The following is a 12,457-nucleotide window of genomic DNA, read 5'->3' on the forward strand; positions in this document are numbered from 1 at the left end:
GCGTGGGCAACACGACGGTGTCGGGCGACAACGTGACGGTGGGCACCGGCGGCGACATCGGCGGTGACAACGTGACGGGCCACGCGAACCAGACGTGGACGCAGCAGCCGAACAGCACGGTGGCGGGCAACACGAGCACGAACATCACCGCACCGAACCTGAACATCGCGGGCAACACCGGGATGGCGGGCGTGGGCAACACGACGGTGTCGGGCGACAACGTGACGGTGGGCACCGGCGGCGACATCGGTGGCGACAACGTGACGGGCCACGCGAACCAGACGTGGGCGCAGCAGCCGAACAGCACGGTGGCGGGCAAGACGAGCACGAACATCACCGCACCGAACCTGAACATCGCGGGCAACACCGGGATGGCGGGCGGGGGCAACACGACGGTGTCGGGCGACAACGTGACGGTGGGCGCCGGCGGCGACATCGGCGGCGACAACGTGACGGGCCACGCGAACCAGACGTGGACGCAGCAGCCGAACAGCACGGTGGCGGGCAACACGAGCACGAACATCACCGCACCGAACCTGAACATCGCGGGCAACACCGGGATGGCTGGCGTGGGCAACACGACGGTGTCGGGCGACAACGTGACGGTGGGCACCGGCGGCGACATCGGTGGCGACAACGTGACGGGCCACGCGAACCAGACGTGGACGCAGCAGCCGAACAGCACGGTGGCGGGTAAGACGAGCACGAACATCACCGCACCGAACCTGAACATCGCGGGTAACACCGGGATGGCGGGCGTGGGCAACACGACGGTGTCGGGCGACAACGTGACGGTGGGCACCGGCGGCGACATCGGCGGCGACAACGTGACGGGCCACGCGAACCAGACGTGGACGCAGCAGCCGAACAGCACGGTGCATGCCAACACCAGCCTCAACCTCACTGCGCCGAACTTGAATCTGTCGGGCAACATGGCGACCGGTCCAAATGGGACCATTGATATCAGTGGGAACAACGTTGGCATTCACGCACCAGCCGATATTTCGGGAGGCGGCCAGGTCACTGTCACCGGCAATCAAAGTGTCACCAGCGATCCCGGTAGCACGCTCGACGGTCATCCATTGATCATCCATTCACCGAGTACAACATTGAATGGCCGAGTCATTGGACTTCCCGGAAATGGGAGTTCGAATTCAAACGCGAGCACGAGCACGAGCACGAGCGCCAGCAATTCGGGTGAGGATAGTTGGGTGACTCCTGCCGCGGCGTTTGGTGGCGTTGGCCTGGTTGCATTGGCGGAATATCTGATGTCGAGTGACGCACCGGATCTCTGCCAAGGCACGATGATGGTCGACGGTGCGCCGCCGGCAAGTGCTGCATCGCAGTACACATTCCGTGCGACACCTGACAAAGGCGAACAGTCCGTCATTCTGCGTGGGGAAAGTGAATACGGAAACAGCTTTGGCCAGCCGATGAAATTGGCTGATAGCGCCAACGGCGTCATGCGTTACCGGTATTCGGACGACACGGGCTCGAGAACGGCCGAGCTGACCCTGAACTCTCAAACCCATGCTGTTTTCTACACCGAGGAGTCTCGCGTAACCGATGCGACTGGCCAGCATCTGATCTATCAGATGCACAGTCATGGCTGGTGCTCGAAGCCCGGCGATCGGTCGACAGCAGGTGAATCCTCTGGGCTGACATCAAACTAGTCGAGCAATCCTGGAAGCACTTCCACACATGAATAACCGAGGCGGGGCATCGGCCCCGCCAACGGAGGAATGTCTCCGTTTTGCGATATACAAGAGATCATCATGAAATTCAATCTGGAAAAATTCGAGAAACTTGTATATCGGCGCAGCTATGAGCTGGCAGGCCGAGAGCTTTTGGCATTACTGAATACACTAGATAGAAATTATGGGACCTTTGCCGGAAACTTCCTTGGAAGAGTTCAGTCGTCGAGTGTTCGAGACGAGCGTGACGAGCACCTGCTTACGCGTTTGACTGCTGCTTTGACATCCCTGGTTACGGATGACCGATTCCAGTTCTCGGACAGTGGATTTGCCACCACACTCAATCTGCATCGCTGGCTATCAGCCGTCTTTGCAGCAAGTCCTTTTCGTAACGCAGATCATATTCTTCGTTCATTTGGCGAAGGGGAGTTTGATGTCCAGAATCTGACTGTAAATAAGCGGAATCTGAAAAAATTCCAGTTGTTCTATTTCTTGGACTCGGAGATTCCGATCGACATGGAGGCTATCTGGCAGTATGACAAAAAGCTGATGGCCGGGCTTGCAATGGCACTTTTGTCGCCTCGCTTTCTTGGGACGGAGGTGGCTCATCAAAAACGAAATGCACTTCTAAAATGGCTTCCGTCAAGGCTTGATGAAGTTGATCTCGGGGATTTGCCGGGAGCGATCCTGCACGACGTATATATGCATTGCAGTTACGCTGATTATTCAGGAAAGCACGAGGTCAAGAAACCTATAAATAAAATCATACGTCGGAAGTTGCTCGAATATGGACTTGATGATCTTCGTTATGCCGCACAAACTCCGGCGAACGGTGTCAAGCCTGTTTTAATGGTTGTGCTGGAATGGTTCACCGCGAACCATTCGATATATCGAACGCACTCGCTGACGATCCAGGGTATGAGGGATCATTTTTACGTGATTGGAGTGGGGTATGGGGACAAGGTTGATGAAACTACAAGGCAAGTATTTGACGAGTTCATCCAATTGAGTGGGGATGGGATCTGGTCGGACATTTCTCAGGTTAGAGATATCTCGATGATCCGAGATGTGCAGGTTTTATATATGCCGAGCGTCGGAATGTTCCCCTTGACTATGGTGCAATCAAACCTGCGAGTCGCCCCGATTCAGATCATGGCGCTTGGGCATCCCGCAACCTCTCATTCATCTGTTATGGACTACGTTGTGGTGGAAGAGGATTACGTCGGAGATCCCGATTGCTTCAGTGAAGAACTATTAATCTTGCCATCTGACGGAATGCCTTATCGCCCGCCCGTCGGGATGTCCGCCATGAAACCGCTTGAAAAGCGTGCCAGTAATGATGGTGCGGTCAGGATCGCAGTTGCAGCGACAACGATGAAGCTGAATCCTGGTTTTTTGAAAGCATGTGGGCAAATAGCCGCCGGTGCAAAATTCCCTGTTGAGTTTCATTTTCTTGTTGGTCAGGCGATTGGATTGGTTATGCCTCAGGTAAGGCGTTTCGTAAACCGATACCTAGGCGAGAAGGCGATTGTGCATGAGCATCAACCATACGAAGAATATATGAATCAAATTTCTCGGTGTGATATTTTTCTCAACCCATTTCCTTTTGGGAACACTAACGGGATTGTTGATACCGTATATTCCGGTCTCGTGGGTGTGTGTAAAACGGGGCGTGAGGTGCACGAGCATATTGATGAGGGGATGTTTCGGAGGTTAAATTTCCCATCTTGGTTGATCGCGGACGATATTGAAAAATATGTCGATGCGGCATTGCGATTGATCAATGAACCGGAAGAGCGTCGTGCGCTCGCCAATGCTCTGAGCGGTCCGAACGCGTTGACGAGAGTGATTTTTACCGGTCGCCCGAAGATCTTGGGTGACAAGATATGGAATATTTGGCAATCCAGGCTAGCGAGTACGGTGGATGTGAATGCAAAAGAAAGAAATATTGTGGCATAAGGTATGTGTTTAATTTTGGGGGGATCTCCTCTTGTGTTGTGTTTTATGGTTTTTTGGTATTGACAATAATTAGTCACTGTCGGAGTGCTATATGCGTGAAACGGAAAAGGCGGTGCGTCGAAGAAGAAGTGATCTCGTCTTTCAGGAGCGCTATTTTCTTGGGGATGGGATTGATATCGGAAGTGGAGATGTGCCGTTGTCGTTATATCTTTCCGATTTTCCTCGGATGCAATCTGTGAGGGCATGGGACATCGGAGATGGTGACGCTCAACTTATGAATGACGTGAGTGATGATACATATGATTTCGTTCATTCCAGTCACTGCCTCGAACACCTTGAAGATCCTCACGAAGCTTTGCGGAACTGGCTTCGAATTCTAAAACCGGGTGGTTACTTAATTGTTACCGTACCGGATGAAGTCTTATATGAGCGTGGCATATGGCCGTCACGCTTCAATCCAGATCATAAATGGAGCTTCGCCATCCACAAGACCAAAGGGTCGCTACCTAAAACACTTGGTGTAGTGGATCTCCTACAGGAATTTCGCGATTTCGTCGAGTGCGAGCGTATCACTCAGCTTCGCACGCATTTTGACGATGCTGCATCGGCGGCTATGGATCAAACGCTTGGCGATGCCGAGTGCGCGATCGAGTGGGTATGGAAAAAGAGATGTGGTGTAGTTCAGCAGGAAAAACTCCCAACGGATTGGCTCCGTGAGGGGTTCGTTGCAGAACATCAGGAGCATGATGATGTTCGTGCGGAACTTGCTTATCGGAGGGCGTGTGCCGGGGAGCATCCATCATTGGACGCGTATTTGAGCCTGGCTCACCTGCTAACTCGCTTGAAGCGTTACGACGACGCCGAAGTGCTTTGGCGAGAGGCCGTGTGCCGGGTTCCCGGTAAACAAACGCGACTCTTTCAGGCACTTTTTCTATTGCAGCTAGGGCGGTTTAGAGAGGGTTTTCGTATTCGTGAAGCTAGCATAGCTGATGCAAGACGCACACCGACGTTGCCTGAAAATGGTTGGAGACGTTGGCAGGGGGAGCGATTGGACGGTAAATCGATCGCTCTCTGGACTGAATTTGGGCTTGGTGACGAAATCATGTTTAGCCGCTTTGCGGGCGAATTCAAGGCCAAATTTAATGCAGATCGTGTATTTCTGGTTTGTCAAGATCCACTGTATCCAGTGATGAAGCGGCTGAGTGGCGTGGATCAAGTCTTTCCTGTATCTCGTCATTCTGAACTTTTGCAGCCGGACTACTGGGTATTTCCTCATTCAATACCAGTATACAGAACATTGGAAATTGGAAATATTCCTCGAGATCCGTACTTATCGATATCTGATGAGGCAAAAAAATCATGGAAGGTGCGGTTGGGATTGAAGGCGGGGGCACGTAAAATTGGTATTGTTTGGAAAGGAAATCCAAGTCACGAAAACGATGCGTACCGTTCGCTCCCATCGCTGGAAGTATTGGGCCCACTACTCAACACGCCAAATACTACATTCGTAAGCCTGCAAAAAGGAGAGGGCGAACGCGAGGCGCTTCAGTTTGCGGAACGATATGCAAATTTTATTGCAGCTGGTCAGGAAATTGAGGATATGGCCGATACTGCTGCGATTATAGCCAACGTAGATCTTGTTGTGTCTGTCGACACATCGGTGGCTCATCTGGCGGGTGCGATGGGCCGCCCGGTATGGTTGTTTCTTCCCACATTATGTGATTGGCGATGGTTGCTGGAGCGTCACGATAGTCCTTGGTATCCACATATGCGGATATTTCGGCAGCAGCGATTGGGGGATTGGATTCCCGTCGTCGAGAAAATGACATTGGAGTTGTTGCGGTTGCAGGTTGACTCTCGCAATGGAGAGAAATCCGTTCGACGATCACCTCCAGTCCGCAAGTAGTTAACGATGGATTTAAAGGTGACTGAGATGAGCAAAGAGTATGTCGCTGACCGAGTAGTGAGTGGGGCATTGGTCGCAATCTTGACGAGCGCTCTAATGGTGTCGTTTATTAGGTATTTGAATGATCAGTTTTACATTGTGGATGAGAAAGATTACATCTGGTTAAAATTGATTTGTTTCTTGATTTTGGCTATGGTTTTCTTGGCGGGGCCGTTTTTTTGTGCATTCATTTCGAAGAGAGTGACATGTTTTGATAGCAAGGATGTGTGCGTTGCGATTTTGTGTGGTCGATCTATAGGGGTGGTGCTTGGTCTGTTGATCGGAGTGTCTGTTTCAGGTGGTTTTTGAGTCTGGGCGATTTCCTTTCTGTCTGGTGGGTAATATATTAGGATCGCGAATTACTGTGTGCGAGATAGGGGTCGCTTTTTCGTAGTGTTGTTGGGTGATTGAAGGCGTAGTGCTTTCTGAAATATATTCATGAGAGTGCGTGACTCGGAAACGTTGGGTTTTATGAATTAATTTTATTAATTGAATGTAAGCTGATTATGCTAATAAGTGACGAGGAGTGGAGTGCTGTCTCGACATTTGCCGATGATGCCCCTGAGACGAGGCTGCGGCGCGGGCGGAATCGAGTGGATCGGCGCGCGGCGTTGAGCGGTATTGTCGACATTATCACTGGCGATATTGCTTGGCGAGCATTGCCGACCGAGCGCTATCAGGTGTCGGGCAACACGTGCTGGAGACAATTTCGCCAATGGGTGGCCGATGGTACATGGATATCCATTGAGTTCGCACTTGTTCACAAGTGGTTGGAACTGGGGCAGAACGAAAGGGCCGCTGCGCTGATGTATTTTGCGGACAAGCGAATCGAGGCCGCTTTCCGACGAGCTTCCAAGGGGTAATCTAGAAGCTTCATGGAAAAACGGTGTTTTTGATAAGCCATTGTCCTGGGTCGCGCGAGTGAATAGCATCCCAATATCGGTGTATGGTGAAATGAGTGGGCATGTTGTTGGGAGGATTTATAGTATCTGTTTGCAGTTCAATGATTTGATGTGTTTCGATATCAATGTGATTTAATCGTTAATTTTTGAAAGTTGAGTGGCTGTGTAGGTGGTGGGGCTGCTATATTAAAAAATGAAAGGTTGAGAAGTGTCTGCATCTCTAACCGATGCGGGTGCAGCGTTGGTCGTGAGTGTGGAAAAGGTTTGATTGGAAAGTACTAGTCGGGACTGAGGTCGCATTCTCCATACTCCCGGTGCCACACACTGCGTTTAACGACAGTTCAAGAATGGAGTGATAGTGCAGATGCCGAGGGATAAGATGAAAGCGTGGCTGGGTGTGCCGATTGTATTCCCTCTATCAGGCGTACCAGCTCCGTTCGGACGGGCATGGTCATGGTTGCCGCCCTCCCAGTGGGCTCATGTTTCGAGTCGACTGTATATGGTGAGGCATTGTCAAAGGGTGATTCCATCGATTCGCCGAGTCGCTGGCAACCGCATGCGATGGCCGGTAGCCTTGGTCGGTTTTCCGATTGGAGCGGCACTGGGATGCCTTGCGGGGGTACTGCTACATATATCGTTCGAGTCAGCAGTTCCGCATGCGGCTACCGCGGTCCAGATTGTAGCTCCGCAATCGGCGTCGTCGGTTCGTTCGTTTGCGCAATTGCCAACAGCGCCATTGACGATGTCAGCCGACGTGTCGCCGTCATTCAATGCTGCGGCAGCGCGAACGGCTGTATTGCCTGCAACCGCGACTGTCGGCGGTGCGAGAGCCGTTCGTAGTTATCCTCATGAGGCCTTGTATCGTTCCCGGCAAGCCCAGAGTGCCAAGCACGTACTAGCTCCATCTTGGGTAAAAAGAGTCAACCGTTTACGTCCCCTGACGCAGCCGCATCTTCCGGCGCGAAAGTTCGCATCAGTGCAATCGCGGTACGATGCCCGGGGAAATGAATCGCAGGAGCGAGCACGTCCAGCTATGAATATGTCGGCGACAACGCCAAGTGACTGGATGAATTACTTGTCTCAACGCCGCCTAACGGAAGTCCCGGGGCGTTTTTCTCAATAGGGTGCGAAGGGGGCGAAAGGAATGGCTGTATTCGAACGGTCGCTTCAGCGACAACAGAATGGTCGCGATGGTTGGATGTTGCCGTGTCTTATCCGATGGGGCAAGTGGGGCGCAATCGTGTGCCTGTTGGCTGCCTCCGGTTGTACACGGCATCAGGCCGCAGCCCGGCCGACACCGCTGACCGCGATTTCCTCGCAAACGCCAAGTACTGTGCAGTTAGACAGCGTGCCGGCACAGTCGCAGATGAATTCTGACGTTGCGGGCGAAGTGGGCATGCTGCAGTCCTTGATTCGGGATCCGCAACTTAAAGAGTTGCGGACAATGTACCACGGTGTGTACGGTGCTAGTCTATTCTTCTATGCCACGAGCCTGACATACTATGTCGCGTTGTTCCAGGACGGACATTTGTGGCGCGTAGTTTCTACTGCAAATGAGACGAGAGCTGAATCGATTTTTGCGAGCTTTGCCGACCGCGCCAGACAGTTGGCGGCGAACGAGATTGGCGTGTCGGTCGCGCAGGCAAAGCAACAGCACGACGCGCAGCAGATTGTTATTCTCGAACAGCAAATGCAGCACTTGCGCGCGGATCTTCAGATCGAGCGGGAAGAGACTGAGGCGGTCCGGCAGCGACAGCAGCAAGCCAAAAGCCAGGTAAATGAGTTAAGAGTTCAGAAGGGACAATCTAGCGAAAAGCTGCGACTACTTCGAAAGAACGTGCATGTATTGCAGCGGACATTGGAGGGTAAGTCGCAATGAGGCATGATAGGCCTTCTGCGTCCTCCATGGCTCAAGCCAACACGGGACCTACTAACTTTGGATCGCCGACTTCACCCGTGCGCATACATCGGCGCGGGGCTTCGGGAAGTGGAGCCTTTGCCAGCCATCCGAGCGTGTTCGCTCGCAGTTTTCGTCATCTTCTGCTGCGGTTTACGCTTGGACCTTGAGAGCCGAACGTGCGTTGCGAAGAACCTGATCTCCAGTTCGCCATTTGGCGATTGCTACGAGGTCTTGATGAGCTGCCCCAGGCAGTCGTCGTCGGTGTGCGCGTTACGATAACGAAAAGCCCGCGTCCAAGCACTGTCGCGCGTTACGCAGTCTTTCAAAATGACTGTCCAATTGCCCTCAAGCTGCTTTTCATGCGGTACATACTTGCCAGAGTCAACCGAAATCGGCGATCATTGATTGTATCGTGATATTCTCCGTCTAAGCGCCGTGCTTTGATTCATGAAGTTCGTCTGCTGTGACAATTTCATGTGTGCGGGATTTTTAAATAATTTTTAAAAAGTAAAATTGCAAAAACAACTGCGCGTTCATTTTTATTGATTAATTAATATGATTTAATATCATATGGAGGGGTGGGAAAAATATTTCCCGGTGATCGTCGGGCGGAACGGATGCGGATGATGTGCCATTGATCGTTCGTGTCCGTTGTCTGTACCAACATGCAAATCTGAAGTTCAGTGTAGCTGAGATGCTGTATCCAGCAAGGAGAAAACTCATGGCCAGCGAGCCTATCCGCGATCCGAAGAAGGATCATCTGCTCACCCCGCAAAATGCGGCGTTCGTCGTCATCGACTATCAACCACCGCAGGTGAATACTGTCGCTTCGATGGATCGCCAACTTCTCGTCAACAACATTGTTGGTGCCGCGAAGGCGGCCGTTGTTTACGGTTTGCCCATCGTCCATTCCACGGCGAATGTAAAGAATGGTTTGAACCAACCGCCTATTCCGCAACTGCGAAAGGTATTGGACCGATATCCCACATATGACCGTACCACCGTCAATGCATGGGAGGACGTCGAATTTCGTAGGGCAGTTGAGGCGACGGGGCGCAAGAAGCTCATCATGACAGCTTTGTGGAGTGAGGTATGTCTTGCTTTTCCCGCACTTGATGCGCTGGAGCAGGGCTACGAAGTCTATGTTGTCGCAGACGCGGTCGGCGGCACGTCGATTACCGCACACGACATGGCGTTGCGACGCATCGAGCAGGCTGGTGGCAAGATGATTAGTGTTCCACAGCTCTTCTGCGAGTTGCAGCGAGATTGGGCACGCAAGGAAACCGTCGCGCAGTTCGTCAACCTGTTCATCGAAACGGGCGGTACGGCAGGGGTCCAGTTCGCATTAGGACACGAGTAACGACAGGTGTGGTGATCGCTAGGTATCGACCTCGCGATCACCGTACGTGGCAGCCTCAATACCAGACTTCGACTTTGACAAGTGCTTGTTTCAAAATGGGGGATCGGTAGGTCAGGCTTGGTTTTCAGCCGCCCCAACGGCGCCAATCGATGACGAATCGACAGCGGCTCGCGAGAAGTCGATCTGGTTTGGCTACTCGCTGCTTCACGGGCAGCTCTGCTTGTGTAGGCGACTCTGCCGATCTATTGCCAGTTGTGCAGTCTACGCCAGAAGCTTGTGCCCGCGCCCCGACTACATGCCCTCCAAGCTGAGAGCGGTCTGCAGGAAATCCATCGCATGGCGCCTCGATCGTGGGCCGAGCGTTACCGATGCATTCGTGTCACGAGGCACCTTCACCGACGTTGGGATACTAATCGACGAATTCGTGGAGGAGTTCTGAGGGCGATCTCGATTCACGCGACGCGCTATTTCCGGGCGGCGAGTATGACAGGACTTGAATGACTGTCGGAGCACCCATGTTTGTCCATTGCTCATTCGGCCATGTTCAAACCGGGAGGATGAAAGATACGGCGCGCGATCTGCAGAGCCGAATGCGCCGTGGGCCAACCGGAGTAAAAAGCAAGATGCGTCATCAACTCGACGAGTTCATCACGCCCAACACCGTTCTCCAGCGCCTTTTTCACGTGAACTTCAAGTTCGTTGGTACGATAAAGCGCCGTCAGCGCTGCGACGGTTACGAGACTGCGATCGCGCGGCGAGAGCCCTGGCCGCAACCAAACGTCGCCGAATAAAACATTGTCGGTATATTCGGCGAGGGCGGGTGCGAAATCGCCGAATACTTTGCGTCCTGGAGACATATCATCTGGCGGCATGGTGGCTCCTTCAATGCAACGTGTGCTGAATGAATTTGGTAGTGCGTCGCGGCTGTCTGCGCGCAGAGACGAGTGTCGCAAGCAGCACGGCGACATGGCTGGATTCTCGAGCTATGCAGGGTCTGTCGGGGTCGACTCGGAATGCTCGGCGCGAAGTAGCTGTTCGACAACCCGCCGCATGCGGACCGGTGCGGAGTCGACTGAAAGAAGGGTCGGTTTCATCGACCAGAAGTCGGCATCGCCGAGTGCGGCTTGCTGGGCATCGAGCATGACCTTGTCCTGTTCAGCGAATGCGAACCGCCGCATTTCGGCGTACCGGGATTTCTCGGCGTCGGTCAGTTGCGTGCCCAGCGGCAGCGCCGCCGCGTAGAAATAGTGTGTCGTGCGTTCGGTTTCCGGCGTCAGGATATGCTGGCCGTACCACCAGCCGTGATCTTCTCGTTCAGTCACGTCGAGTGCATGAACGCCGCCATCGAACCAGAAGTGGCTTGGTGCTTGCCACTGTATCTCGGTCCACATGGCAACGGGTTTCCCATCACGTCGGTAAAGCAGATCAAAAATCTTCGGCACGCTGCTCTTTGGCACCCAGCGCCGACAGATAATTTTGCCGTCTTCCTCGCGTACAGATTGATCGGAATCGACCTGATCGCGACTGCCCAGCAGACCGTCATGCAGATACATCAGGTGACTCAAATCCAACAGGTTGTCGCCCATCAACAAATAGTTTGCCGAAATGTGGAGGTAGCCACCGGTAACAATCTGATAATCCGATGTCGCGTCGATCAAGCTGTAGTCGGGTATTCGCGCAGGATCCGCCGTGGAGTCTCCCATCCAAACCCATATCAGATCGTGCCGCTCCTGTACCGGATAGGCTCGAATGTGTGCGGCATCGGGGATTCGGCCATTGCCATGTGGATTTTTCACGCAGCGCCCGGCGCAGTCGAATCGCAATCCGTGGTATCCACACTCGATTTCGTCTCCGCGCAACATGCCGAAATGCAATGGCACGAAGCGATGTGGACATCGATCGACCAGCGCGGCTACCGAGCCGTCGGCTTTTCGATAGAACACGATCTGCTCGCCCAGCAGCGTGCGGTGAAACATCTTGCCGGAAACAACTTCGGTGCTCCAGCCGGCCGCGTACCATGCATTCCTGATAAACGTCATGTGGGGACTCCGGGAAATTGTGCTTGCTTATTGATAAGTCGAGGGGCAGGTGCCTAGCGTGCCACAGGCGTCGAGTGGATCAATACCTTGTCGGTGGGAAAGCAACGTGCCGAAACGTCTGTGGCGGCGCGCATTCCCACATAAATGAAGCCAACGATTTCGTCATGGCGCCTGATACCAAGCGATTCACGAACAACCGGACTCGTAGCCCATGCCCCGGTCTTCCAGATTGCGGCGAGCCCGAGCAAATGAGCACTTAGAGTGATTAACTGGCAGGCAGACACCGCCGAAAATAGCTGGTCGCGGAACGGAATCTTGCATTCGCGTCGCACGGTCGAGACACAGATCACAACCGGCGATCTGAAAGGGGCTGTCTCGGCCTTTTTGCACCGATGCGGCTCTTCGTGCTCGGCAATGGCGTGTCGAACGAACGCGGCCGCCAATGCCGCCCTGCCTTGACCCGTGAATATTCGAAATTCCCAGGGCTGAAGTTGCCCATGATCATTTCCGCTCATTGCGGCCTTGAGGATGGTTTCAATTGCATCGGCTGCGACCGGATCATCGCTAAATTCGTGGCATGAGCGACGCCGAAGTATATCGACGATGGTAAAGGATCTCATTATTTGGTCCTCGTGGCTCGCTGGAAGAGCAAAGATTG

Annotated in this window: 10 protein-coding genes; 7 read left to right on the forward strand and 3 right to left on the reverse strand. The window is 53.3% G+C overall.

Features of this window, described 5'->3' with window-relative positions:
- From DPV79_RS42890 to DPV79_RS36160, 7 genes are all read left to right on the forward strand, one after another.
- A partial coding sequence (locus DPV79_RS42890; RefSeq protein WP_165843612.1) for a beta strand repeat-containing protein occupies window positions 1–1,673 on the forward strand: 1,673 nt, incomplete at its 5' end.
- A 102-nt stretch (window positions 1,674–1,775) separates the two neighbouring features.
- Window positions 1,776–3,653, forward strand: a complete 1,878-nt coding sequence (locus DPV79_RS36135; RefSeq protein ID WP_113047691.1) for a peptide transporter — start codon at window positions 1,776–1,778, stop codon at window positions 3,651–3,653.
- Window positions 3,654–3,744: 91 nt separating this feature from the next.
- The gene (locus DPV79_RS36140) at window positions 3,745–5,559 is read left to right on the forward strand and encodes a methyltransferase domain-containing protein (protein ID WP_113047660.1); all 1,815 of its coding nucleotides are present in this window, start codon (window positions 3,745–3,747) and stop codon (window positions 5,557–5,559) included.
- A 27-nt stretch (window positions 5,560–5,586) separates the two neighbouring features.
- On the forward strand, window positions 5,587–5,907 hold the full coding sequence (locus tag DPV79_RS36145; RefSeq protein WP_133295756.1) for a hypothetical protein: 321 nt from the start codon (window positions 5,587–5,589) through the stop codon (window positions 5,905–5,907).
- A 197-nt stretch (window positions 5,908–6,104) separates the two neighbouring features.
- Window positions 6,105–6,461 carry a transposase gene (locus tag DPV79_RS36150; RefSeq protein WP_113047662.1) on the forward strand — a complete coding sequence of 119 codons (357 nt, stop codon included), beginning with the start codon at window positions 6,105–6,107 and terminating at the stop codon, window positions 6,459–6,461.
- A 1,183-nt stretch (window positions 6,462–7,644) separates the two neighbouring features.
- On the forward strand, window positions 7,645–8,379 hold the full coding sequence (locus tag DPV79_RS36155; RefSeq protein WP_113047663.1) for a DUF2968 domain-containing protein: 735 nt from the start codon (window positions 7,645–7,647) through the stop codon (window positions 8,377–8,379).
- A gap of 742 nt (window positions 8,380–9,121) precedes the next feature.
- Window positions 9,122–9,760, forward strand: a complete 639-nt coding sequence (locus DPV79_RS36160; RefSeq protein WP_113047664.1) for a hydrolase — start codon at window positions 9,122–9,124, stop codon at window positions 9,758–9,760.
- 530 nt (window positions 9,761–10,290) lie between these two features.
- On the opposite strand, the gene DPV79_RS36165 is transcribed toward DPV79_RS36160, so the two are convergent.
- The 3 genes from DPV79_RS36165 to DPV79_RS36175 all read right to left on the reverse strand — a co-directional run bounded on the left by DPV79_RS36165 (window position 10,291) and on the right by DPV79_RS36175 (window position 12,419).
- The gene (locus DPV79_RS36165) at window positions 10,291–10,632 is read right to left on the reverse strand and encodes a carboxymuconolactone decarboxylase family protein (RefSeq protein ID WP_244321864.1); all 342 of its coding nucleotides are present in this window, start codon (window positions 10,630–10,632) and stop codon (window positions 10,291–10,293) included.
- Between the two features lie 111 nt (window positions 10,633–10,743).
- Complete coding sequence (locus DPV79_RS36170; protein ID WP_113047666.1) at window positions 10,744–11,799, reverse strand: aromatic ring-hydroxylating oxygenase subunit alpha; 1,056 nt, start codon at window positions 11,797–11,799, stop codon at window positions 10,744–10,746.
- A 53-nt stretch (window positions 11,800–11,852) separates the two neighbouring features.
- Entirely contained in the window at window positions 11,853–12,419 is a 567-nt protein-coding gene (locus DPV79_RS36175; RefSeq protein WP_113047667.1) for a nitroreductase family protein, read from the reverse strand.
- Between the last annotated feature and the right edge of the window lie 38 nt (window positions 12,420–12,457).

It is taken from the genome of Burkholderia reimsis, assembly GCF_003294055.1.
Classification (GTDB): Bacteria; Pseudomonadota; Gammaproteobacteria; order Burkholderiales; family Burkholderiaceae; genus Burkholderia; species Burkholderia cepacia.

What these genes read in the sequence shown, in the direction of transcription:
- DPV79_RS36135 (WP_113047691.1), top strand. Translation starts at nt 1,776, where the DNA reads ATGAAATTCAATCTGGAAAAATTCGAGAAACTTGTATATCGGCGCAGC.
- DPV79_RS36140 (WP_113047660.1), top strand. Translation starts at nt 3,745, where the DNA reads ATGCGTGAAACGGAAAAGGCGGTGCGTCGAAGAAGAAGTGATCTCGTC.
- DPV79_RS36145 (WP_133295756.1), top strand. Translation starts at nt 5,587, where the DNA reads ATGAGCAAAGAGTATGTCGCTGACCGAGTAGTGAGTGGGGCATTGGTC.
- DPV79_RS36150 (WP_113047662.1), top strand. Translation starts at nt 6,105, where the DNA reads ATGCTAATAAGTGACGAGGAGTGGAGTGCTGTCTCGACATTTGCCGAT.
- DPV79_RS36155 (WP_113047663.1), top strand. Translation starts at nt 7,645, where the DNA reads ATGGCTGTATTCGAACGGTCGCTTCAGCGACAACAGAATGGTCGCGAT.
- DPV79_RS36160 (WP_113047664.1), top strand. Translation starts at nt 9,122, where the DNA reads ATGGCCAGCGAGCCTATCCGCGATCCGAAGAAGGATCATCTGCTCACC.
- DPV79_RS36165 (WP_244321864.1), bottom strand. Translation starts at nt 10,632, where the DNA reads ATGCCGCCAGATGATATGTCTCCAGGACGCAAAGTATTCGGCGATTTC.
- DPV79_RS36170 (WP_113047666.1), bottom strand. Translation starts at nt 11,799, where the DNA reads ATGACGTTTATCAGGAATGCATGGTACGCGGCCGGCTGGAGCACCGAA.
- DPV79_RS36175 (WP_113047667.1), bottom strand. Translation starts at nt 12,419, where the DNA reads ATGAGATCCTTTACCATCGTCGATATACTTCGGCGTCGCTCATGCCAC.